This is a genomic window from Microbacterium sp. MMO-113 (assembly GCF_037148555.1).
Taxonomy (GTDB): Bacteria; Actinomycetota; Actinomycetes; order Actinomycetales; family Microbacteriaceae; genus Microbacterium.
In genome coordinates this window covers 402,809-426,040 of the sequence record NZ_JBBCTD010000002.1, presented here as the reverse complement: position 1 = coordinate 426,040, position 23,232 = coordinate 402,809, and the positions used below count along the sequence as shown (strand labels likewise).

The following is a 23,232-nucleotide window of genomic DNA, read 5'->3' as shown; positions in this document are numbered from 1 at the left end:
TCCGCTGTCCGGAGGGCCCGGGCCGTGGGGACAGCCCGGGCCGACCGCTCAGCGCTTCTGCCGCTTGAGGGTCTTCTCCAGGACGGGAGCCTGACCGCTGGCCTCGAGGTCGGCGTAGTACGCACGGGCCTCGTCCTGCCGCTGCTTCTCCGCGCCGCTCGCGATGGGGGCCCGCACGTGCTCGGGCTCGTAGCCGAACGCGTCCACGAGGTCGAGGGCGTACGGACGCAGCCGCGCGCACAGTCGATCGATGTAGCTCGACACCGCCGCCGCCCGCTGGGTGGAGAGCCGTCCGTGGATGAGGTGCCAGGCGAGGTGCTTCTCGATGAGCTGCAGACCGAAGAGGTCACGTAGCCAGGTCATGACCTTCTTCGTCTCGGCGTCGTCCATCGCGTGGACGGCGTCGGTGAAGGCCTCCCACTGCAGCAGCTCGCCGTGCGCCCTGGCCGCCTCGATGAGCTCGGCCTGGTTCTCGTTGAACAGCCGCGCCCCGAGCGCCTTGTCCTTGCCGGCGGCACGCAGCCGGGTCGCGATGTCGGCGACCATCTGCTGCACGCGGCCCGCGAGGAGGTCGTGCTGCTGCTCCTCGCGCAGTCCGCGCTCCACCGACCGGGCGACCTGACCGAAGTCGGTCACCGCCTGACCGAGCTGACGGAGGCCGGCGCCGTGGAACACCTTGCCGGCGGTCATCCCCACGGCGTAGCGCGCGAGCGCCGCCGCGTCCTTGCCCTGGAACTGCTTCGCGTAGTCGGTCAGCAGCCGCTTGCCCACGAGCTGGAGCAGGACGTTGTTGTCGCCCTCGAACGTGACGTAGATGTCGAGGTCGGCACGGAGTCCGACGAGCCGGTTCTCGAACATGAAGCCGGCACCGCCGCACGCCTCGCGGGCTTCCTGCAGGGTGTCGAGCGCGTGCCAGGTCGACAGCGGCTTGAGCGCCGCCGCGAGCGTCTCCAGGTCCTCCCGGTCGTCCGGGGTGTCGGTGCGACCGGAGAAGACGCCGTCGAACTTCTGCAGGAACTCGTCGTGCGCGAAGATCTGCGCATACGTCGTGGCCAGGCGCGGGAGCAGACGGCGCTGGTGCTTGCCGTAGTCCATCAGCACGACCTCCTGCCCGTCCGCACCGTCGAACTGGCGACGCTGCGTGGCGTAGGTGATCGCGATGTGCAGGCCGAGCGCGGAGGCCCAGGAGGCGGCGCCGTCGAGCGAGACGCGTCCCTGCACGAGGGTGCCGAGCATCGTGAAGAAGCGGCGGCCGGGGCTGTCGATCGCGCTCGAGTAGGTGCCGTCCGCGGCGACGTCGCCGTAGCGGTTCAACAGGTTCGTGCGCGGGATGCGCACCTGGTCGAAGGAGAGCCGGCCGTTGTCGATGCCGTTCAGTCCACCCTTGAGGCCGTCGTCCTCGCGCCCGATGCCCGGCAGATCCACGCCGTCCTCGCCGCGCAGGGGCACGTAGAAGCAGTGCACGCCGTGGTTGACCCCGTTGGTGATGAGCTGGGCGAAGACCGTCGCCGCGATGCCGTGCAGCGCCGCGTTGCCGAGGTACTCCTTCACAGCTCCCCGGAACGGCGTGTGGATGACGAACTCCTCCGTCTCCGGGTCGTAGGTTGCGGTGGTGCCGACTGCGGCGACGTCGGAGCCGTGCCCGATCTCGGTCATCGCGAACGCGCCGGGGATCGACAGATCCATGACACCGGGGAGCCACCTGTCGTGGTGCTCCTTCGTGCCGAGCTGCAGGATCGCGGAGCCGAAGAGCCCCCACTGCACGCCCGACTTGATCTGCAGGCTCGGGTCGGCGGCGACGAGCTCCTCGAAACCGGCGATGTTGCCGCCGTTGTTCTCCTCGCCGCCGAAGCGCTTCGGGAACGCCCGGTGCACGGCCTTGTTGTCGACGAGGAGGTGGAGCTGGCTGAGCACGCGCTCGCGGTGGTCGTCCTTGCCGAGCTCGTCCTTCCGCCAGAACGCGGAGTCCTTGATCATCTCGCGGGCCTGGCGGCGCACGTCGCCCCAGGTGCCCATGAGGGCGTCGTTCAGGCGGGCGACATCGATCCGCGGGGCGGTCGCGCTCTCGCGCGGGTCAGGTGTCGTCGAAGGGCGGACGGCGGCGTCGACCATGAGCGTTCCTCTCGGAGAGACGAAAGTGGATGCCTCTCATGGTAGGTGTGCGACAAAACGGCACGAAGTCCCCTGTCCGCATCCTCCAACCATCGGCCGCCCCGTCCGCGCCCGTCGTTGTCGGCTCGCGACAGGTTCCGCCGCGTAGCTCCGTCGACCCACCCTCTTCCGTGCGTCCCGGCCCCCTGCGAGCGTCCGCAAAGGGGTGGCTCGCGCGGAAGGGGGTGGGTCGGGGTCAGGAGGCGGCGATCACGGCGAGGACGCCGTCGCCGTAGGCCTCGCGCTTCTTCGCACCGATGCCGGTGATGCCGTCGAGGTCGGCGTGCGACGTGGGCCGATGCTCCGCGAGAGCACGGAGCGTGGCATCGCCGAAGACGATGTACGCGGGGACGCCCTGTTCCCTGGCGATCTCAGTCCGCCAGGCCCGCAGCGCCTCGAACAGCTCCCGGTCTCCGGCGTCGAGGGCGTCGGCGGCACTCGCCTTCCGGGCGCGAGACGGCGACGACGGGCGCCCGATCGTGTCTTTCCGGAGCGGAACCGCGGTCTCGCCGCGCAGCACCCCCGCCGCGGCCTCTCCGGGGGCGAGCGTGCCGTAGTCGCCCTGCGCGACGAGGATGCCACGGGCGAGGAGCTGGCGTACCACGCTCCGCCAGTCCTGGTCGGAGAGGTCGGCGCCGATGCCGTAGGTCGCGAGGGCGTCATGCCGCTGTTGGCGGATGCGCTCGGTCGAGGCCCCGCGGAGGATGTCGATGAGGTGGCCCGCGCCGAACGCCTGATTCCGCTCCCGCTTGAGCCGCACGATCGTGGACAGCAGCTTCTGCGCGGGGACGAGCCCGTCGAAGGTCGCCGTGTCGTCGAGGCACGTGTCGCAGTTGCCGCACGGCTGCGAGTCCTGGCCGAAGTACCCGAGGAGGTTCTGCCGACGGCACGCCACGGTCTCGCACAGCGCGAGCATCGCGTCGAGGTGCTGCCCCATCCGCATCTTGAAGGTGCGGTCGCCGGGACTCTGATCGATCAGACGGCGCTGCTGCACCACGTCGCCGAGCCCGTACGCCATCCACGCCACGGACGGCTCGCCGTCGCGGCCGGCACGCCCGGTCTCCTGGTAGTACCCCTCGACCGACTTCGGCAGATCGATGTGGGCGACGAAGCGCACGTCGGGCTTGTCGATGCCCATGCCGAACGCGATGGTCGCCACCATCACGACGCCGTCTTCACGGAGGAAGCGTGACTGGTTCGCCGCCCGCACCTCGGCAGGGAGACCGGCGTGGTACGGCAGCGCGTCGAGACCCTGCGCGGCGAGATAGGTCGCCGTCTGCTCGACGGACTTGCGGCTGAGCGCATAGACGATGCCCGCCGCCCCCTCCGGCTGCGACCGGATGAACTGCACGAGCTGCTTGCGGGGATCGACCTTCGGGACGATGCGGTACTGGATGTTCGGGCGGTCGAAGCTCGCCACGAAGTGCTGCGCCGCATCGAGGTGCAGGCGCTCGGTGAGTTCCTTGTGCGTGGCCCGCGTCGCGGTGGCGGTCAGAGCCATGCGCGGGACGCCGGGGAATCGCTCACCCAGGTCGCCGAGGGCGAGGTAGTCCGGTCGGAAGTCGTGACCCCACTGCGACACGCAGTGGGCCTCGTCGATGGCGATGACACTGAGCGTGCCGCGCTGCAGGAGGGAGGTGGTCTGCGAGCTCGACAGCCGCTCCGGGGCGACGTAGAGGAGGTCGAGCTCTCCGGCGACATAGGCGCGCTCGACCTCGCGGCGCTCCTCGATCGACTGGGTGGAGTTGAGGTACGCGGCCTTCACGCCGTTGGCGCGCAGCGCATCGACCTGGTCGTGCATGAGCGCGATGAGCGGGCTGATGACCAGTCCGGTGCCTTCGCGCACGAGCGCGGGCACCTGATACGTGATGCTCTTGCCGCCGCCGGTGGGCATCAGGACGACGGCGTCGCCGCCGCCGATGACCTGCTCGACGATGGCCGCCTGGTCGCCGCGGAAGTCGTCGTAGCCGAACACGGTGTGCAGTGCCTCGCGGGCCGTCGCATACCGGCTGGGCGCGGCGCGGCGGACGGCCGGCGCGGTGGTCACCGCAGTCGTCGGACCCGGCCCCCAGTCGAGGGGCGGCTCGAAGCCAGCCTCCTGCGGCTCCCAGTCCATCGGCTCCGGCGGCTCGGTCGGCTCCCACCCGTCGTCCCAGGGCTGGTCGGATGCCGCGTCCGGCTCGGGGATCCATCCGTCGTACGGATCTCGGGGAGTCTGCGGCATCCCTCCAGCGTAATCACCCCGACGGACAGCGGCACGGCGACGTCCACAGGCCCGCACTGTCGATCCCGGGCGTAGGTTGGTTCCAGACGCCGGAAGGAGCATCCGATGACCGACATCACCGTGACCCGCAACGACGAGGCCTCCCGCTACGAGATCCGTTCCGATGACGTGCTGGCCGGGTTCGCCGAGTTCGACACCCGCCCCGGCGCGATCCGCTTCCTGCACACCGAGATCGACCCCGCTTTCCAGGGCCAGGGCCTGGCCGGGAAGCTCGCCGCGGCGGCGCTGACCGACGTGGCGTCGACGGGCGACGCGATCGTGCCGCTCTGCCCGTACATCGCGAAGTACCTTCAGACGCACGAGGTGCCCGGCGCCGAGATCCGCTGGCCGCAGCGCCCGGGCTCGACGGCGGACGGCCCGGTGCAGAAGGAGTCGGCCGGCGCGGACGAGGACCCCACGGGCAGGGCGGAATGATCGGGCAGCGCCGCCTCGTCCTCGAACCCCGGGCGGTGCCGCTCGGCGGTGTGCGCGGCATGGAGGTGCTGCGGGTGCTGCCGCATCGCAACCTCCCCACCATCGGCGCCTGGTGCTTCCTCGACCGGTTCGGCCCGGCCGAGACCCGGATGCGCGTCGAGCCGCATCCGCACATCGGTCTGCAGACGGTGACCTGGCCGCTGGTCGGCGAGATCCGGCACCGCGATTCGCTGGGCAGCGATGCCGACCTCCGGCGCGGTCAGCTCAACCTCATGACCGCGGGCGACGGCATCTCGCACTCGGAGTATTCCGTGGGCGACGGCCCCGTTCCGCTCGATGCGCTGCAGTTCTGGGTCGTGCTCCCGGAGTCCGCGCGCCACGGGGACGGCGGCTTCGAGCGGCACACCGACCTGCCGACGACGACCCTCCCGGCCGCGACCGGATCGGACGCCACGGCCACGGTCGTGCTCGGCGAGTTCGCGGGCGTGCACTCGCCGGCGACCGTGCACACGCCGATCGTCGGGGCGGAGATCGTCGTGCCGGCCGGAACCACGGTGCGCCTGCCGCTGCGGCCGGAGTGGGAGCACGCGCTGCTCCTCGTCGAGGGCGACGCCGCCGTCCCCGAGCACGCGATGACCCGCAACGACATGCTCTACCTCGGCGATTCCCGCGACGGCGTCGAGGTGACCAGCAGCGAAGGCGGGCTGCTGTTCCTCCTCGGGGGTGAGCCGTTCGAGGACGAGATCGTCATGTGGTGGAACTTCGCCGGGCGCTCCCACGACGAGATCGCCGCCGCCCGCGAGGACTGGGAGGCCGCATCCCCCCGGTTCGGCGTCGTCGAGGGGCACGACCAGCGCATCCCCGCGCCGCCGCTCCCCCCGGTGCGCCTGATGCCGCGCAGCCGCACCCTCTGACCCCACTCCCGCACAGGCACTCCTCCTGATTCAGGCGCTCCCGCTGATTCAGGCACTCCCGCTGATTCAGGCACTCCCGCTGATTCAGGCACTCATGACTCTCCCTGCCTGTTCTCACTCCACTGCCTGCCCTCGCGCGCAACCCCGCTGACGCGCCTGAACAGGCATCCACGCGAGTTCAAGCACCCACGCCAGTTCAAGCACTCCTGGTCCTCCCTGCCTGTGCTCGCGCCAGTGCCTGCCGTCGCGCTGAAGCCCCCAAACCCGACCACACCGACCCCGCTCTTCAGGCACTCACGCTGGCTCAGGCTCGATTGGCTTTCACCTGCCTGAACCCGCGTGATCGCCTGTTCCCGGAAGCAGGGGCAGGAAGCAGGACAGGAAGCAGAAGCAGACTCAGGCGCGGTCGGGGGTGTGCACGCGGGCGAGGAAGCGGTCCGTGCGGGGCGAGGGCCCTCGAGGGTCGAGCAACGACACGGCCACCGTGACTCCGGTCGCCAGCGGGATCGTCCAGGCGGCGGGCTGCGCGAGGTACGGTGCCGCGACGCCGACCCCGTCCACCGCGGCGTGCACGAGCAGGGCGAGCCCGGTCGCGACACCGCCGGACACCATGCCCGCGACCGCCCCGCGCGCGGTGAGACCCCGCCACCACACGCCCAGCAGCACCACGGGCGAGAGCGTCGACGCCGCCACGACGAACACCACCCCCACGCTCGACACAAGTCCCGCGGGCACCGTGAGCAGCGCGACCCCCAGCGGCACGAGCGCACACAGCACCGCGGACAGCCGGAAGGAGCGCACGGAGCCGGAGAAGACGTCCTGGCTGATGACCCCCGCGAGCGAGACCACGAGTCCGGCCGAGGTCGCCAGGAACGCGGCGAAGGCCCCGGCGACGATGAGCGCCGTCAGCAGCTCACCCGCGAGCCCGGGGAACACCCGCGACGGGAGCTGCAGCACCACGGTGTCGGCGATCCCCGGCTGCGCGAGGTCCGGCGCGGCGATCCGCGCCAGGAGCCCCATCGCGCTCGACACGGCGTAGAACGCGCTCACCATGGCGATGACGATCACGGTGGTCCGCCGCGCGGAGGCTCCGGTCGGGCTGGTGTAGAACCGCACCAGGACGTGCGGCAGGCCCATCGTGCCGAGGAGCAGCGCGAGCAGCAGCGACGCGGTCTCGTAGGCGTCGAAGCCGGACGGCCCGGCCTCGGCGGGGAAGACGAGGGCGGGATCGACGTCGTGCGGGCCGCCGCTCAGGGCGAACGCGATGCACACCACCGGCACGAGGAGTGCCGTGAGCTTGAGCCAGTACTGGAACGCCTGCACGAAGGTGATCGCACGCATGCCGCCCGCCGCGACCGCCGCCGCCACGAGCACCGCGATCGTCACGGCGCCGACCCACTCCGGCAGCCCGGCGACCACGACGAGCGTGATGCCCGCGCCGTGCAGCTGCGGCACGATGTAGAGCCAGCCGATGATGAGGACCGCGAGGCTGGTGACACGGCGCGCGGCGGTCGAGTCGAGCCGGGCCTCGACGAAATCGGGGATCGTGTACGCCCCGCTCCGGCGCAGGGGCGCGGCCACGAAGACGAGCACGAGCAGGTACCCCGCGGCGTACCCGATGGGGAACCAGAAGCCGCGGGCGCCGTCCAGCAGCACCAGCCCGGAGAGTCCGAGGAAGGTGCCGGCCGACAGGTACTCGCCGCTGATGGCCGAGGCGTTCCAGACCGGACGCACCGTCCGCGACGCCACGAAGAAGTCGCTCGTCGTGCGCGACACCCGCAGCCCGTACACGCCGATGAGGAGGGTGGCGATCACGACCAGCGCGACCCCGACGAGGTCGAGCACGGCGTTCACTCGCGGTCCCGCAGGGCCCGGTACCGCCGCTCGTTGCGGACCGCCGTGCGCACGTACAGCACCGCGAATACGAGGATCACCGGGTAGAACGCGAAGGCCTGGAGGAGCCACGACAGCGGCAGCCCGCCGAGGACGACGGCGTCGATCTCGGGGATGAGCGCGATCCCGAGCGCCAGGGCGACGACGACCACCACGAAGCCCGCGACGGTGCCGAGGGCGAGCCGGAGCTGACTGCGCATCAGGGCACGGGCGTAGACGGCGTCGGCCTCCGCGACCGGGGCTCCGGGCAGCGCGATCCCCCGGGTGGCGGCGGAGGAGCGACGGGGCGGAGTGTCCGCGGTGACCCGCACCCGCTTCGGCACCTCGGTCATCCGGACCCCTCTCCGCGCACGAGAGCCTCCCGCACCGCCGCGACGAGCCTCCTGCTCACCGGCAGCACGGTCGTGCCGACGACCACGACGGGATCCCCGCCCGACAGCCGCGCCTCGGTCACCGCGACCATCCGGACGAGGGTGGAACGGTGGATGCGGAGGAATCCGGCCGGCGCCCACCGCGTCTCGAGCTCGGAGAGCGGGATGCGCACGAGGTGGCCGGGACCGTCGTCCTCGGTGTGCAGCCGCGCGTAGTCGCCCTGCGCCTGCACCCAGCGCACGTCGCTGCGCCGCACGAACCGCACGGATGCGCCCACGGTCACCGGCAGCACCTCGTCCTCGCCGCGCGGCGCGGCCTCCTGCGCGACCACTCTGTCCACCGCGCTCCGCAGCCGTTCCCGCCGGACCGGCTTGAGGAGGTAGTCCGCCGCGCGCAGCTCGAACGCCTCGACCGCGCGGGCCTCGTCGGCGGTGACGAACACGACCGCGGGCGGTTCCGCGAGACCGAGGAGCGCGCGGGCGAGCTCGGTGCCGAGAAGGCCGGGCATGTGGATGTCGAGGAAGGCGATCCGCACCGCACGCGCGGAGAGCTGACGCAGCGCGTCGGCGCCGTTGCCCGCGGTGAGGATCTCGCCGATGCGCGGGTCGGCGCGCAGCAGGTGCACGAGCTCGTCGAGGGCCGGCTGCTCGTCGTCGGCGACGAGGACGTCGATCATGCCGCTCCTCAGTCGTCGTCCGGGTCGTGGAGGGGCTGCGATTTCGGGACTCGCATGCGCACCAGGGTACCCGCGCCGGCGTTGGTCTCCACGACCAGACCGCCCCCGCTGCCGTAGACCTGGCGGAGCCGGGTGTCGACGTTCCGCAGGCCCACGTGACCGCCCTCCTCGCGCGCCGTGAGCAGCGCGCGCAGGCCGTCCGGGTCCATTCCCACGCCGTCGTCCTCGACGAGGATCTCGGTGTGCGTGCCGTCGTCGCGGGAGGTGATGCGGATCTCGCCGCCGCCCTCCCCCGGCTCCAGGCCGTGCCGCACCGCGTTCTCCACGAGCGGCTGCACGGAGAGGAAGGGGATGACCGTCGCGAGGGTCTCCGGCGCGATCTGCAGCGTCACCCGCAGGCGGTCGCCGAACCGCGCCCGCTCCAGTTCGAGGTACGAGTGGATGCTGCCCAGCTCTTCCGCGAGCGTGGTGAACTCTCCCTGCCGGCGGAAGGAGTAGCGGGTGAAGTCGGCGAACTCGAGCACGAGGTCCCGGGCCCGGTCCGGGTCGGTCGTGATGAACGAGGCGATCGCGGTGAGGGCGTTGTAGATGAAGTGCGGGGAGATCTGGGCGCGCAGAGCCCGGAGCTCCGCCTCGGCGAGCTGGGTGCGGGAGGCCTCGAGTCCGCCGAGCTCGACCTGCGCCGCACACCAGTCGGCGACCTCCTCCGCCGCCCGTACGAGCGCGGCCCGCACCGGGGACGCGAAGGCGACGACCACCCCGACCGTCACCCCGTCGACGAGGATGGGCGCGCCGACCGCCTCCAGGTCGTCCGTCCGGGCGGGCGAGGGGAACACCTGCCTCCGCCCGGACGCGCGCACCTGGGCGGCGATGCGCACGGCGGCGGATTCGAGCCCGTCCGCGGCACCGTCGAGGGTGACCGTGTCGTCCTCGCCGACGATGGCGACCGCGGCGCTGCCCAGCAGGGCGCGCAGGTGCCGGGCGGCCTTGACGGCATCCGGCCCGGTCAGTCCGCCGCGGAGGTGCGGGGCGGCGAGGCTCGCCTGATGCAGCGCCCGCAGCGCTCCCTGCTCCGCCTCGCTGCCGAGGTCGGCAGACCCGCGGGCGAACCGCCGGGCGAGCAGCAGCAGCGCCGTGAGGGCGATGCCGCCGAGCGCGCCGAGGATCGCGGCGAGGACGACGTCGTTCATGCGCTCAGCCTAGGGACGCGCCGGCGGGCTCAGCAGCAGCGGGCACCGGGATTGCGGTCCTGGTCGTCCATCCGCTGACGCCAGAACTGCCGCTCCGTCAGCGGCTCCTCGTCCGGATGATGCCGCCGGTGATGGGCGACGTACGTGGCGTACGCGGTGTCGCCCATCAGCGTCGTCATGTACCAGCGGATGCCGCGGCCGACCCGGCCGAGGGCGCTCCACAGCGCCCGCAGCGGGGAGGTCGCGGCATCCGTCCGATCCATCGCGTGGGTCATCTCAGTGCCGTGCCGCCGCGCGCTCTTCGGCGAGAATCGGCTCCCACTGCTTCTCCAGCTCGCGCTCCTCCGCGTCGGGGAGGAACCCGGCCGGGGCGAAGCGGCGCGACGGGACGGGCGGGTCCTCGGTGTTCTCGCCGCCGCCGTTGCGGATCGCCTTCACGGTCGCGATGACCGCCATGACGATGACGATGATCGCGAGCACCACGAAGATGATCGACAGCGTGCCCTGCACCGCGGTGTTGCGGATGACGGCCTGCAGCACCTCCGGCGCGCCGAGCGTGGTGTCACCGGAGTTCAGCGCCTCCAGGTATCGGAAGTGATTCGCCCAGTATCCGATCGCCGGCACCGGCGAGAAGATCTTGTAGAGCGAGGCCGTGATGGTGACGACCGCGGTGAAGGCGAGCGGCAGCGCGATGATCCACAGCCACCGGAAGTAGCTGCGACCACGCTTGGCGACGATGGCCAGCACCACGGCGAGCGCGATCGCCGCGAGCAGCTGGTTCGCGATGCCGAACAGCGGGAAGAAGGTGTTGATGCCGCCGAGCGGGTCGGTGACGCCGAGGATGAGGATCGCTCCCCAGCCGGCCACCATGATCGCGGTGCAGATCCACACCCCTGGGCGCCAGGAGACGTCGCGGAACTTCGGGAACCAGGCGCCGATCGAGTCCTGCAGCATGAAGCGGGCGACCCGGGTTCCGGCGTCCACCGCCGTGAGGATGAACAGGGCCTCGAACATGATCGCGAAGTGGTACCAGAACGCCATCAGCGCCTGTCCGCCGAGGGCCTGCTGCATGATGTGCGCGAGGCCGAGCGCCAGCGTCGGAGCCCCTCCGGTGCGCGAGACGATCGACTCCTCGCCGACCGCGGCCGCCGTGCCCGTGAGCATGTCGGGGGTGAGGTTCACCCCGGTCAGCCCGAGCGAGTTCACGAAGGCGACCGCTCCCTCCACGGTGCCCCCGGTCGCGGCGGCCGGGGCGTTCATGGCGAAGTAGATGCCCTGGTCGATCGAGATCGCGGCGACGAGGGCCATGATCGCGACGAACGACTCCATGAGCATGCCGCCGTAGCCGATGAACCGGGTCTGCCGCTCCTTCTCGACGAGCTTCGGTGTGGTGCCCGACGCGATCAGCGCATGGAATCCGGACAACGCGCCGCACGCGATCGTCACGAACAGGAAGGGGAAGAGCGGCCCGGCGAACACCGGACCCATGCCGTTCTCGCCGAAGATGCTGACCGCGGGGACCGAGATCTCCGGACGCACGAGGACGATCGCGCCGGCGAGCATCACGATGACGCCGATCTTCATGAACGTGGAGAGGTAGTCACGCGGCGCGAGCAGCAGCCACACCGGCAGCACCGCGGCGATGAAGCCGTAGATGATGATGCCCCACGCGATCGTGGTGCGGTCGAGGTGGAAGATCGCCTGACCCCACTCGGTGCCGGCGACCCAGCCACCGCCGATGATCGCGGCCATGAGCAGCACGAAGCCGATGATCGAGACCTCGGTCACCTTGCCCGGGCGCAGGTAGCGCAGGTACACGCCCATGAAGAGGGCGATCGGGATGGTCATCGCGACGGAGAAGACGCCCCACGGGCTCTCGCCGAGAGCGTTCACGACGACGAGCGCGAGGATCGCGACGATGATGAGCATGATGAGCAGCGAGGCGATGATCGCCGCGGTGCCGCCGATCTTGCCGAGCTCCTGCCGCGCCATCTGTCCGATGGTCCGACCGCCGCGCCGCATCGAGAAGAAGAGCACCGTGTAGTCCTGCACGGCTCCCGCGAGCACGACGCCCACGATGATCCAGATGGTGCCGGGGAGGTAGCCCATCTGCGCCGCGAGCACGGGGCCGACGAGGGGTCCGGCGCCGGCGATGGCGGCGAAGTGGTGACCGTAGAGCACCCGGCGGTCGGTGGGGACGTAGTCCTTGCCGTCCTGCTTCACCTCGGCGGGCGTGGCGCGGCGGTCGTCGGGGCGGGTGATGTACCGCTCGATGACCTTGGAGTAGAAGCGGTAGCCGATCAGGTAGGTGCAGACGGCGGCGAACACGAACCAGATCGCGTTCACGGTCTCGCCGCGCACGATGGCGAGCATCACCCAGGCGACGCCGCCGAGGAGGGCGATGGCCGTCCACAGCAGGATCTTCGGCAGGGTCCAGCGGCGGCTCCTGGCCTCGTGCTCCGCGGAGAGGGCGACGGGTGGGAGGTTCGGGTCGGTCTCGATGACGGGGTCGTCGTCGACGAGCCCGGCGCCGTCGCGGCGGCGCGACGAAGGTGCGGTCATGGGGTTCTCCTCTGGGGGCGCATCATTGCGTCTCCCCACGGTAGAGAGTGCGTGCCGCTGTCGCTTCCGGATCCGGGGACGCTGCGACGAGCGGCGGGGGTCGTGCGACGAACGGATGCCCGGACGTCCTCGCCCCGGCACGTCTGCACGACCTGGATACGACGGCACGGCCGCACGAGGGATCACCTCGTGCGGCCGTGACCGGGTCGTGCAACCGTTCCCGGATCACCCGGGGGCGTCGGTCTCCGGAGGCGCGGTCGGCTCGGGAGTCGGCCCCGGCGTCGGAGTCGGATCCGGGGTCGGCGTCGGCTCCGGCGTCGGCGTCGGCTCGGGAGTCGGCGACGGCTTCGGCGCGGGAGTCGGCGTCGGCGCGGCGTCCCCGGGCGTCGTGACCGTCACCACGGTGCGCACGGCCGAGTCGCCGTACTGGACGAGTCCGAGGTAGCGGGTCCCGGCGGTCAGACCGGTCCAGCTCAGCTCATAGCTCGTCTTCTCGCCGCGGACCGCGGCGATCGGGTTCGGCGTCGCGGTGAACGAGCCCTCTCCGTCCGGCAGCACGGACGCGTGGGTCATGTCCCACGTCATCGGCCCGGTCGTGGAGTACACGTTCGCCACGACGAGGTAGGTGCCCGCGGTCGGTGCGGGGATCGTCACCTGCTCGTCGGCCGAGCCCGTCGCCGACTGCCAGCGCTCGTAGTAGCGCAGGTCGTCGGGGCTCACGACCCGGTAGACGGTGAGGTCGAGGTCACTGCCCTCGTCGTCGGACGAGTCGAGGTCGAACCGCGAGAGGGTGGCCCCCTCCGGCACGTCCACGATCCAGGACACGTCCTTGTTCGCGTCGCCCGAGTTCTCGTTCCCGGAGTGCCCCTCGACGGGGTTGTCCGGGTCGCTGAGGAGCTGGAACGGCGTGAGACCCGAGACATCCAGCGCCAGGTCTCCGTCGAGGCCGGGGGTGATGTCGACGGTCGTGCTGCCGTCGACGCCACTGCCGGTGACCTCGGCCGGGGCATCCGCCGTGACCGGGAACACCGCGATCGGCGAGCGCACCGTGTTCTTCTTGCTCGTCCAGGTGAGCGAACCCGTGGCCCACTGCTCGACCGGCGCGGTGGTGCTGTCGAACGTGACCGTGAAGGTCTTCGTCTGCCCGGGCTTGTCGAAGGCGAGCTGGGACGGCGTGACGGTGACGTTCACGCCGGGGACGGAGGCCTTCGCCGTGAACACGCCCTTCTCGGTCGACGTGACCGAGCGGGTGACGGTCTGCGCGCTGGCCAGGGACCCGATCGAGATCGATGCCTGGTTCAGGTCGCTGCCGTCGATGGGGTCGATGCCGGGGAAGTCCGACAGCCCCTTCCCGTCGAGGAAGGCCGCCCAGTCCTTGAAGCCGTTGAGGTAGAGCAGACCCGGGTTCAGGAACCGCGTCGCGTCGACCTGCCCTGCTCCCTGCTCGAACGGATTGGTGTTCTTCGAGCCGTCGGGCAGCACGGTGTCGGTCGCGGTCGTCATCAGGGCCGAACGGATCTCGCCCGGGGTCGCCCGCGGGTGCTCCCCGAGGTACAGCGCGCCGAGGCCGGCGATGTGCGGGGAGGCCATCGACGTCCCGGAGAGGATGCCGAAGGTCGGGTCCTCACCCGGGGCGTTGTGCGTGGCGGCGAGGATCGCCACTCCCGGAGCGGCGATGTCCGGCTTGAGGACGTCGGTGCCGTCGGCGAGCATCGGTCCGCGGCTCGAGAAGCCCGCGATCTGCGGGGTCGGCGTGGTCACACCGGTGGTGTTCTCGCCGACGAGGGTGATCGGCCGATCGACACCGCCCTGCACGTAGGCGAGCACGGCCGCGCGGTGCACGGCGTTCAGGTGCACGGTGGGCACGGCGTGGAAGTCGTTGTCGAGGGAGTCCGCACCGCCGGGCACGTTCACCAGGACCATCCCGATGCCCCCGGCGGCCTTCACGACCTGGGACTTCTCCGCGCGGGCGTTGCCGCCGCGGTCGCAGACGACGATGTGTCCGGCGACCTTCGCCGGGTCGAGGGTGCCCGGCAGGCACAGCTGCGCATCCGCCGCACCGGACGCCGCGGCATCCACGGCGGCGATGGAGGGTCCGGAGACGCTCTCACCGAACGGGACGGTCACCGAGGCGCCGGCCTGCTCGAAGCCGTCGAACTGCACGGTGCCCTCCCACGTGGGGATGGTGGAGGCGGCGACCGTGGTGTACCACGGCGAGGCGTGGTCGGCGGTGACCGGATCGGGGCCGTCGTTGCCGGCGCTGGTCGCGACGAAGACACCGGCGGCCGCGGCGTTGAGGAACGCGAGGTCCTCGGGAGCCATCACGGTGCTCGCGGCGCCGCCGCCGATCGAGTAGTTGATCACGTCGACACCGTCCGCCACCGCCTGATCGATCGCGGCCACGAGGTCGCTCAGCGCGCAGATGTCATCCGTGGTCACGGTCGTGTCCGGGCCGACGTAGCAGGCCTTGTAGGCCGCGACCTTCGCCCCGGGGGCGACGCCGGAGACCGTTCCGAAGTCGACGCCCTCGATCGCGGCGTCCACTCCGAAGTTGCCTGCGGCGGTGCTCGCCGTGTGCGAGCCGTGACCGTCGCCGTCGCGCGGGGAGAGGTAGTCGTACTGGAAGTCGAACCCGGCCGCCTGGGCTCCCGCGAAGAAGTACTGCCCGCCGATGAGCTTCGTCGAGTAGTCGCGCTCGTCCCAGTCCTGACCATCGACCATCGCGCCGCGGAACTGTCCGCCGTCGGACTTGTCGAAGTAGACGTAGGTGCCGTCGGTGTACGGGTCCGTGCCCTTGTGCCGGCTGTTCTGCTTCTTCTGCTGCTTGAGCTTCTTGCCCTCGAACGAGGGGTGCTCGGGAGCGATGCCCGTGTCGATCACACCCACCACGACGCCCTCGCCGGCCTTCTTCACGCCTCCGGTCTGCTGCCACACCCCGCCGCGGCCCTTGCGGTCGTCGCCGAGACCGAGGTAGTCGGTCGAGGTCTGCGCATCAGGATGACGGATCTCGTCCGGATACACCCCGAGGACGTCCTTCGAGGCGCGGAGCTGGTCCACCTGCTCACCCGAGAGGTCGGCGCTGAAACCGTTGAGCACCACCTGGTAGGTCGTGTCCGGGGTGACGCCGACGTCGTTGATGAGGCTCTTCTGCTCGGACTCGAGGTGCTTGACGTAGCGCCGCGCGTCCTGCGACTGCGTCTCGAGCTGCTCGCCCTCGTCAGGCTTCGTCGCCTTCAGGCCCTTGACGTCGCCTTCGTAGCTGGCGAGGGGATCGGCCTTCATGATCACGATGTAGTGCCCGGGGGTCCCCGCGACCGGAACGGGGTGCGTCACCTCCCCGGTCGCTGCGTGGCCCGCGGTTGCCGTCGATGCGATGAACAGCGTCGCCAGGGTGGTGGCTGCTGCGATCCGAAGGGGTGTTCGACCCATATCTCGCTCCTGATGATCCGATGATCCCGATGCCGCGTCGTCGCCGCACCGCGGCTCACGATAGCCCCGCCGTTCGGCGCCGGATCGAGAACTGAACGATGGTCGCCCCCGATCGTGCCGATCGGTCAGGATGGACGGCGGCCGACTCTCCGAATGTCGCCAGTAGGCTGGAGACGTGGCCCGAACCTCCGTCCTGTCGACCAGAGTGCTGCTGATCTGCGCGGCGATCGGCGTCGCCACGGGCATCCTCGGCGGCATCGCCGGATGGGTCACTCCCCTCCTCCTGGCCAGCCCGCTGCTGTTCCTCTACGGCCTCGTGCTGGGCTCGCACGTGCTGCCGGGCATCATCGCGCAGGAGGTGCTGCGGCTGCCGTTCGTGGCGCTCATCACGCACGTGTTCGCCGCCCTCATCGCGAGCGCCTTCAACCCGGCGTGGTCGCTGCGGTTCATCGGCACGGCGCTGCTCTTCGGTCTCATCCAGGAGGGTGTCGCCGCCCTCACCCGCTATCGCTCCTGGGGCGCCTGGCGGTTCTTCGTCTCGGCGGTCGTGATCGGCGTCGTCGTGGCGGTGGCGGTGTTCTTCGCAGCGAACCTCGCGGTCATGCCGCTCTGGGCCCAGCTGCTGTACCTGACGATCTCCGTGCTCGGCCCGGTGGCCTGGACGGCGATCGGCCTCGCCATCGGTTCGGCGCTGCGCACCGCCGGCGTCGCGCGCCGCTGATCACGCACCGGGCCCGCTGGCAGCACAGGTAAGGCTCAGCTAAGTTAGAGGCACACCCTCCGTCGAACCAGGGACGTGCCGTGCGCCCATCCGCACCCCTCCTCCGCGTGCGCGAGCTGACCCTCACCCACGCGGACGCCGTGCACCCGTCGCCCCGCGATGTGACCTTCGACATCGATCCCGGCGAGGTCGTGCTGCTGCTCGGCCCGTCCGGTTCCGGGAAGTCGACGCTCACGCTCGCTCTCAACGGCCTCATCCCGCATGCGCTCCCCGCGACCATGACCGGCACCGTCGAGGCCGGCGGCATCGACACCACCACCGCGCACACCGCGACGCTCAGCACGCACGTCGCCATGGTCTTCCAGGATCCGGACGCGCAGATCGTCACGGGGACGGTGTACGACGAGGTGGCCTTCGGTCCGGAGAACCTTCTTCTCCCGGTGGAGACCGTGCGCGCCCGCGTGGAGGAGGCGTTGCGGCGCGTCGGCCTGTGGGAGCGCCGCGACGATAACCCCGACCACCTGTCCGGCGGGGGGCGGCAGCGTCTCGCCATCGCCTGCGCCCTCGCGATGGGCTCTCCGCTCATCGTGCTGGACGAGCCGACCGCGAATCTCGACCCGCAGGGGATCGACGACGTGTACGCGGCGCTGACCGAGGTCGTGGCCGCCGCAGACCGGGCCATCCTCCTCGTCGAGCACAACCTCGATGCCGCGATGCGCTTCGTCACGCGCACCATCGTTCTCGACCGCGAGGGCCGGGTGGTCCTCGACGGTCCGGCGGCCGAGACCATCCGCGCGCATGCCGACGAGCTCCTGGCAATGGGGGTCTGGCTGCCCGCCGCGACGCTCGCCGCCCTCCGCCTCCGCGACCGCGGGGTCGCGCTCGATCCGCTGCCGCTGACGCCCCAGGCGCTGGCCGCCGCGCTTCCTCCGGGCCCCGGCACCGCGTCCTCGGTGCCGGTCGGCGCCCCTCGCCTCCCCGACCGGGAGCCGATCATCCGGGCCCGCGGCCTCACCGTCGCACGGCGCCGCACCGAGATCCTGCACGGGGTCGACCTCGACATCGCCGCCGGGAGCCTCACCGCGATCGTCGGGGCGAACGGGGCGGGCAAGACGACGCTGATCCAGGCTCTCGCCGGGGTCGTGCCGCCGCCGAGGGGTCGGGTCTCCGTCGACGGCATCGACCCCGGGACGGCCTCGCCTCGGGAACTCGCGGCGCGCATCGGCTTCGTGTTCCAGAACCCGGAGCACCAGTTCATCGCCGCCACCGTGTTCGACGAGCTCGCCCACGGTCTCCGCCTGCGCCACGTGCCGGACGACGAGGTCCGCACGCGGGTGGCGGAGATGCTGGAGCGGTTCGGGCTGTCGCACAAGGCCGGGGTGCACCCGTTCCTCCTCTCCGGCGGTGAGAAGCGACGGCTCTCGGTCGGCACCGCCCTCATCAGCCGCCCCCGTGTCCTCGCCCTCGACGAGCCCACCTTCGGGCAGGACCGCGCCAGGGCGGCCGAGCTCCTGGCGCTGCTGGAGAGCCTGCGGGCGGACGGCACGACCGTGGTCATCGTCACCCACGACCTGCAGCTCGTCGCCGAGCACGCCACCGACACGGTCGTCCTCGCCGACGGGCAGGTCCGGGCCGCCGGTCCGACGGCGGCACTGTTCGCCGATCCCGCGATCCTCCCCTCCGCCGGCCTGCGCGTCCCCGCGTTGCAGCGTGTGCTCACCGCGGCCGGGTGGGAGGTGTCGCCATGACGATGACCACGCTCGATCCGTATGCGCCGCTCACGGCCACCTCGCGGCGGCAGTTCCTCTACGGCCTCAACCCGCTGGCGAAGGTCGCCGGGTTCGCCCCCGCGATGCTGCTCCTCGTCTTCGTGCGGGACCTGGCCACCCCCGCCGCCTTCCTCGTGCTCGCCTACGCCCTCATCCTCGTCGGGGCGCGGGTGACGGGGCGCCTCCTCGCGCTGCTCCTGCTCGGCCTGCCCGTGGGCATGGTCGCGATCGGCGTCGGCTTCTCGCTGTGGGTCGACGCGGCCCTGGTCGCCGACACCACCCCCGTCGTGACGATCGGCGACTGGACCCTCTACGGCGGCGCCCTCCTCATCGGGTCCGCCACGGCGCTCCGACTCGGCTCGATCGTCGCGCTCGCGCTCGTCGGCGGCCTCACCACCAGCGGTTCCGACCTCGTGCGTGCGAGCGTGCAGCAGCTGCGCGTGCCGTACCGCATCGGCTACACGGCCCTGGCCGCCTTCCGCTTCGTGCCCCGCTTCGGCCATGAGCTCGCCGTCATCCGCGCCGCGCACCGGGTGCGCGGCTCGCACGGCGGCCGCGGCCCGTTCGCCCGGATCGCGCGCGGGTGGGGCTACATCGTCCCGCTGCTCGCGGGCGCCATCCGGCACGCGGAGCGCGTCGCCCTCGCGATGGACTCCCGGGCGTTCGGCGCGCATCCGACCCGGACGGAGCGGCACCTCGTGCCGTTCCGCGCGAGGGACACCGTCTTCACCGTGGTCATGCTCGCCGTGTCGGCCGCGATCTTCGTCGTCTTCTTCCCCTGGCAGCTCCCCTGAAAGGTGCCCGCATGGCATTCAGCAAGATGGTCAAGCCGGAGACGGCCGAGCTCCTGCACCTCACCGTGCTCCGCACCGAACGGCTCGCGCCGCACTGGGTGCGGGTGACCCTGGGCGGCGGCGAGATCGACCGCTTCCGTCCGATGGGCTACGACCAGTGGTTCCGGCTGTTCCTGCCGATCGGCGGGGAGGCCGGGCTCGAGCGGGTGCCCGCCAAGGCGAACCGGATGCTCGGGTATCTGAAGTTCCTCCGCATCCCCGACGGCGAGCGCCCCGTGATGCGCAACTACACCGTGCGCGCGTACCGCCCGGCCACGCCCGAGACCGGCGCCGAGCTCGACGTCGACTTCGTGCTGCACGGCTCGGCGGCCGACGGCACCGCCGGTCCGGCCTCCCGATGGGCGGAGACCTGCGCCCCCGGCGAGCACGTCCTCATCATCGACGAGGGCCTGACGTTCAACCCCGAGCGGGGCACCGACCGGGTGGTGCTCGTGGGCGACGAGACCGCCCTCCCTGCGATCGCGTCGATCAGCGCCTCCCTGCCGGCCAACGCCGCGGGCACGGCGATCATCGAGGTCCCGTCCGCGGAGGACGCCCTGGAGTTCGCGCATCCGTCGGGGCTCGACGTGGTGTGGATCGTGCGGCCGCACGAGATCCCGCCCGGGGTTCTCGCCCTGGACGCCCTCGCTCGCACCGCTCTGCCCGATGCTCCGTTCCACGCGTACGCGGCCGGCGAGCAGGCCCTGGCCTCCGGCGTCCGCAAGCAGCTCGTCGGCGAGCGCAGCGTCGACAAGAACGCCGTCAGCTTCTGCGGCTACTGGAAGATCGGCGCCGCCTCCCCCGCCTCGAAGGCCGCACGCGAAGCCGCCGCCGAGCCCCTCGCCTGAGGCCGGGCACGACTTCGGAGACAGGGCACGACACGCCGGGGCGGAAGAGGCTGCCCCGGCATGTCGTCCGGAATCTCCGAAGTTGTGCCCGGAGACCGGCGTGTGGAGCGATGCCATACTGTGGCGATGACAGCCGCCGACCTGGTTCGCCGCTGGCCCGCCGCGGGGGTGCGAGCGCGTGCCGGAGACCTCGAACTGCGGTGGCTGGATGACGATCTGCTGGTCACCCTGGGCGACCTCGCCGCACGCGGCGTGCACGATCCGGGCCGGATGCCCTTCGCCGTCCCCTGGACTCGCGGTGACACGGACACCGTTGTACGCCGACTCCTGTCGTACCAGTGGCACGCCCGCTCCCAGATCGCTCCCGAACGGTTCATGCTCGAACTCGGGGTGCTGGTGGACGGCATCCTCGTCGGTGTCCAGGGCGTGAGCGCCGACGATTGGGGCATGCGGCACCGAGCGGAGACGGGCTCCTGGCTCGGTATCGAGTATCAGGGCCGCGGCATCGGCACACGGATGAGAGCTTTGATGCTTTTCGCACTGTTCGACGGCTTGGGGGCACGAGAGGTGACCTCGGGCGCCTTCGCAGACAACGCCGCCTCGAACGCAATCTCCCGGAGGGTCGGCTACCGTCCCCACGGCACGACGATGGTGGTCCGCGAGAACGCGGCGACCCCGCACCACAACTACTCGATGACCAGGGATCGCTTCGAGGCGGTCCGCGAGCAGAATCTCGCCCTGCTCGGTGGCGCCGTCACGCTCGACGGGTTCGACACCCTCCGGCTCATGCTCATCCCCTGACCGGGCACGACTTCGGAGTCACAGCACGGCACGCCGGGGCGGACGAGGCCGCCCCGGCGTGCCGAGGGGAATCTCCGAAGCTGTGCCCGGGGACCTCAGCGCTTGCCGGCGATCTGACGCCCGACGATCTCGCGCATGATCTCGTTCGTGCCGCCGTAGATGCGGTGCACGCGGGCGTCGAGGAAGGCGCGGGCGATGGGGTACTCCGTGATGTAACCGTAGCCGCCGTGGAGCTGCACGCCGGCGTCGAGCACCTCCCACTCCCGCTCGGTCGCCCAGAACTTGACCTTCGCGGCCTCTTCGGCCGAGAGCTTGCCGTCCTTGTAGGCCAGCAGCGCGCGGTCGATGAAGGCCCACAGCGCGTCGACCGTGGCGGACATGTCGGCGATGGTGAAGCGGCTGTTCTGGAAGTCGATGATGCGCTCCCCGAAGGCCTCGCGGTCCTTGGTGTAGGCCACGGTCCAGTCGAGCGCGGCCTGCGCGGCGGCGGCTCCGGCCACGCCGATCGAGAGGCGCTCGAGCGGGAGGTTCATCATGAGCTGGATGAAGCCCTTGCCCTCGACGCCGCCGATGAGGTTCTCCTCGGGCACGAACACGTCGCTGAACGACAGCTCGGCGGTGTCGTGACCGTGGAAGCCCATCTTCGAGAGCTTCTTGCCGTTGTCGAACCCTTCCATGCCCTTCTCGATGAGGACGAGGCTGAACGCGTCGGGCCGGTTGCCCTCGCCCGTCTTGACGAAGGTCACGACGAGGTCGGCGGTCGCGCCCGACGAGATGAACGTCTTGGCGCCGTTGACGAGGTAGCCGCCGTCGACCTTCTTCGCCGTGGTCTTGATGCCGCGGAGGTCGGAGCCCGCGCCGGGCTCGGTCATGGCGAGCGCACCGACCACCTCGCCGGTGGCCATGCGGGGCAGCCACTTCTCCTTCTGCTCCTGCGTGCCCATGTGCACGAGGTACGGCACCGCCAGGTCGTCCTGGATGCCGAAGGCCCCGGCGAGCGAGCCCGCCCCGGCCGCGATGACCTCTTCGTTCACGATCGCGCGGAAGCGGTAGTCCTGCAGCATCCCGGCGCCGCCGAACTCCTCGGGCACGGAGAGCCCGATGATGCCGGCCTCACCGGCGGCGCGCATCGTGGCGCGGTCCACCTCGCCGGCGGCATCCCACTTCTCGATGGCCTCGTGCGTGACGTGGCGCTTGACGAAGTCCTTGACGAGGTCGCGGAAGGCCTCGTGATCCTCTTCGTAGATGTCGCGTTCCATGCCGTCCTCCCGAACGTGTCGTGCGTCGTTGCTCCGGCGAGTCTACGGCGGGAACACGGGGCAGGACAGGCGATTGTGAGAATGCATCCCATCCCGAGTGGGACTGGGTACCGCGTTTGTGGGATGCCTCAGAGCACGCCGCGCGACGTCGCGGACGCGCCGATCAGTGCGCGTAGTCGGGGGCGGCGGGCAGGCCGAAGAACTCCTCGAGGGTGTGGAAACCCCCCTCGTGGTACGCCTCCGCGAGCTCCGTGCCGACGTAGCGCAGGTGCCAGGGCTCCGGAGCGTACCCGGTGACGGGGGTGCCGACCTGCTCATAGCGCACGATGAACCCGTACTCCCAGGCGTGCGCGGCCACCCACTCGCTCTGCCGCGTCGCCCCGAAGCCGTCGAGGCCGCCGCACCCGGCATCGCAGGCCACGACGTCCAGGGCGAGACCGGTCTGATGCTCGCTGTGCCCCGGGCGTGCCGAGCCGGCGTCCGCGTCGGCCTGCCCCTGGTCCCGCACGTGGGCGCCATAGGTCGCGACCTGGAGCCCGTAGGAACGGTAGCCGTTGTTCGCGCCGATGCGCCCGACCCCCGCGGCGGCGGCAGCATCCGCCATGCGCCCGACCGCGTCGGCGACCTCCGCGCGCACGCGGCCCGACGGCGTCGTCATCTGCAGCGGCACCTGGCCCAGTTCCGCGGGCTCGTAGGCGGCCGGATCGAGCGGGCGCCCCTTGTTCACCACCACCCAGATCCGGGCGGGATCGCTGAGCGAGACACAGGGCGCGTTCCCGGCGACCACGGCTTCGCGGAAGGGCACCCCGCCGCCGAAGGCGGCCACCGTGGTGGCGTCGTCGCCCGCGGCGATCGCCTCCTGCACCGCGGTGTCGGCGCAGGGATCGGCCGCGGGTGTCGCCGCGTTCTGCACCGAGGGCACCTGCATCACCGCGACAGGGCGCGGGAGCGGTTCCGACGCCACGGGGGTCGCGGCCGCGCCGGTGAGGGACAGCACCACCCCCAGCGCGGTCACCGCCAGCCCGACCGGCAGGGCGGGGCCGAGGATCGGGGAGCGCGGCGCCGCATGCTGAGCGTACGGCGAGGTGGGCATGCGCCCATTCTTCCATTCGAACA

General features: G+C 71.3%; 18 protein-coding genes. 7 read left to right on the top strand and 11 right to left on the bottom strand.

Annotated features, from left to right (window positions below):
• Window positions 1–48 precede the first annotated feature (48 nt).
• Window positions 49–2,112 (bottom strand): acyl-CoA dehydrogenase family protein, encoded by a 2,064-nt coding sequence (locus WFJ36_RS08855; protein WP_071327750.1) that lies wholly within the window; start codon window positions 2,110–2,112, stop codon window positions 49–51.
• 235 nt (window positions 2,113–2,347) lie between these two features.
• A complete protein-coding gene (recQ, locus tag WFJ36_RS08850) occupies window positions 2,348–4,375 on the bottom strand; it encodes a DNA helicase RecQ (protein ID WP_336643147.1) in 2,028 nt (675 codons plus the stop codon).
• 105 nt (window positions 4,376–4,480) lie between these two features.
• On the opposite strand from recQ, the gene WFJ36_RS08845 reads away from it, so the two are divergent.
• Window positions 4,481–4,849, top strand: a complete 369-nt coding sequence (locus WFJ36_RS08845; protein ID WP_071327752.1) for a GNAT family N-acetyltransferase — start codon at window positions 4,481–4,483, stop codon at window positions 4,847–4,849.
• Window positions 4,846–5,763, top strand: a complete 918-nt coding sequence (locus WFJ36_RS08840; RefSeq protein ID WP_336643146.1) for a pirin family protein — start codon at window positions 4,846–4,848, stop codon at window positions 5,761–5,763. The genes WFJ36_RS08845 and WFJ36_RS08840 overlap by 4 nt, the downstream gene beginning before the upstream one ends.
• A gap of 396 nt (window positions 5,764–6,159) precedes the next feature.
• On the opposite strand, the gene WFJ36_RS08835 is transcribed toward WFJ36_RS08840, so the two are convergent.
• The 7 genes from WFJ36_RS08835 to WFJ36_RS08805 form a co-directional block, all read right to left on the bottom strand.
• Window positions 6,160–7,617, bottom strand: coding sequence for a sodium/solute symporter (locus WFJ36_RS08835; protein WP_071327754.1), 1,458 nt, complete (start codon window positions 7,615–7,617; stop codon window positions 6,160–6,162).
• Window positions 7,614–7,988: a heavy metal transporter gene (locus WFJ36_RS08830; RefSeq protein ID WP_292787824.1), complete on the bottom strand. Its 375-nt coding sequence runs from the start codon at window positions 7,986–7,988 to the stop codon at window positions 7,614–7,616. The genes WFJ36_RS08835 and WFJ36_RS08830 overlap by 4 nt, the downstream gene beginning before the upstream one ends.
• Window positions 7,985–8,704 (bottom strand): LytR/AlgR family response regulator transcription factor, encoded by a 720-nt coding sequence (locus tag WFJ36_RS08825; RefSeq protein WP_071327756.1) that lies wholly within the window; start codon window positions 8,702–8,704, stop codon window positions 7,985–7,987. Before WFJ36_RS08825 ends, WFJ36_RS08830 begins: the two co-directional genes overlap by 4 nt.
• A gap of 8 nt (window positions 8,705–8,712) precedes the next feature.
• Window positions 8,713–9,894: a sensor histidine kinase gene (locus WFJ36_RS08820; protein ID WP_071327757.1), complete on the bottom strand. Its 1,182-nt coding sequence runs from the start codon at window positions 9,892–9,894 to the stop codon at window positions 8,713–8,715.
• Between the two features lie 29 nt (window positions 9,895–9,923).
• A complete protein-coding gene (locus WFJ36_RS08815) occupies window positions 9,924–10,169 on the bottom strand; it encodes a YbdD/YjiX family protein (RefSeq protein ID WP_083391627.1) in 246 nt (81 codons plus the stop codon).
• A gap of 1 nt (window position 10,170) precedes the next feature.
• A complete protein-coding gene (locus tag WFJ36_RS08810) occupies window positions 10,171–12,456 on the bottom strand; it encodes a carbon starvation CstA family protein (protein ID WP_336643145.1) in 2,286 nt (761 codons plus the stop codon).
• Between the two features lie 225 nt (window positions 12,457–12,681).
• Window positions 12,682–15,885, bottom strand: coding sequence for a S8 family peptidase (locus tag WFJ36_RS08805; protein ID WP_336643144.1), 3,204 nt, complete (start codon window positions 15,883–15,885; stop codon window positions 12,682–12,684).
• Between the two features lie 175 nt (window positions 15,886–16,060).
• Here WFJ36_RS08805 and WFJ36_RS08800 point away from each other — a divergent pair, with 175 nt between their 5' ends.
• The 5 genes from WFJ36_RS08800 to WFJ36_RS08780 all read left to right on the top strand — a co-directional run bounded on the left by WFJ36_RS08800 (window position 16,061) and on the right by WFJ36_RS08780 (window position 20,857).
• The gene (locus tag WFJ36_RS08800) at window positions 16,061–16,606 is read left to right on the top strand and encodes an ECF transporter S component (protein WP_060923064.1); all 546 of its coding nucleotides are present in this window, start codon (window positions 16,061–16,063) and stop codon (window positions 16,604–16,606) included.
• A gap of 80 nt (window positions 16,607–16,686) precedes the next feature.
• Window positions 16,687–18,354 carry an ABC transporter ATP-binding protein gene (locus tag WFJ36_RS08795; RefSeq protein ID WP_336643143.1) on the top strand — a complete coding sequence of 556 codons (1,668 nt, stop codon included), beginning with the start codon at window positions 16,687–16,689 and terminating at the stop codon, window positions 18,352–18,354.
• On the top strand, window positions 18,351–19,169 hold the full coding sequence (locus WFJ36_RS08790; protein WP_071327760.1) for an energy-coupling factor transporter transmembrane component T: 819 nt from the start codon (window positions 18,351–18,353) through the stop codon (window positions 19,167–19,169). Before WFJ36_RS08795 ends, WFJ36_RS08790 begins: the two co-directional genes overlap by 4 nt.
• Before the next feature lie 11 nt (window positions 19,170–19,180).
• Window positions 19,181–20,056: a siderophore-interacting protein gene (locus WFJ36_RS08785; protein WP_071327761.1), complete on the top strand. Its 876-nt coding sequence runs from the start codon at window positions 19,181–19,183 to the stop codon at window positions 20,054–20,056.
• Window positions 20,057–20,182: 126 nt separating this feature from the next.
• Window positions 20,183–20,857: a GNAT family N-acetyltransferase gene (locus WFJ36_RS08780; RefSeq protein ID WP_071327762.1), complete on the top strand. Its 675-nt coding sequence runs from the start codon at window positions 20,183–20,185 to the stop codon at window positions 20,855–20,857.
• A 95-nt stretch (window positions 20,858–20,952) separates the two neighbouring features.
• Here the strand turns inward: WFJ36_RS08780 and WFJ36_RS08775 are convergent, their stop codons facing one another.
• Together WFJ36_RS08775 and WFJ36_RS08770 are read right to left on the bottom strand one after the other, a co-directional pair.
• Window positions 20,953–22,116, bottom strand: coding sequence for an acyl-CoA dehydrogenase family protein (locus WFJ36_RS08775; protein WP_062637336.1), 1,164 nt, complete (start codon window positions 22,114–22,116; stop codon window positions 20,953–20,955).
• Between the two features lie 163 nt (window positions 22,117–22,279).
• The gene (locus WFJ36_RS08770) at window positions 22,280–23,209 is read right to left on the bottom strand and encodes a M15 family metallopeptidase (protein ID WP_336643142.1); all 930 of its coding nucleotides are present in this window, start codon (window positions 23,207–23,209) and stop codon (window positions 22,280–22,282) included.
• Window positions 23,210–23,232: the final 23 nt, after the last annotated feature.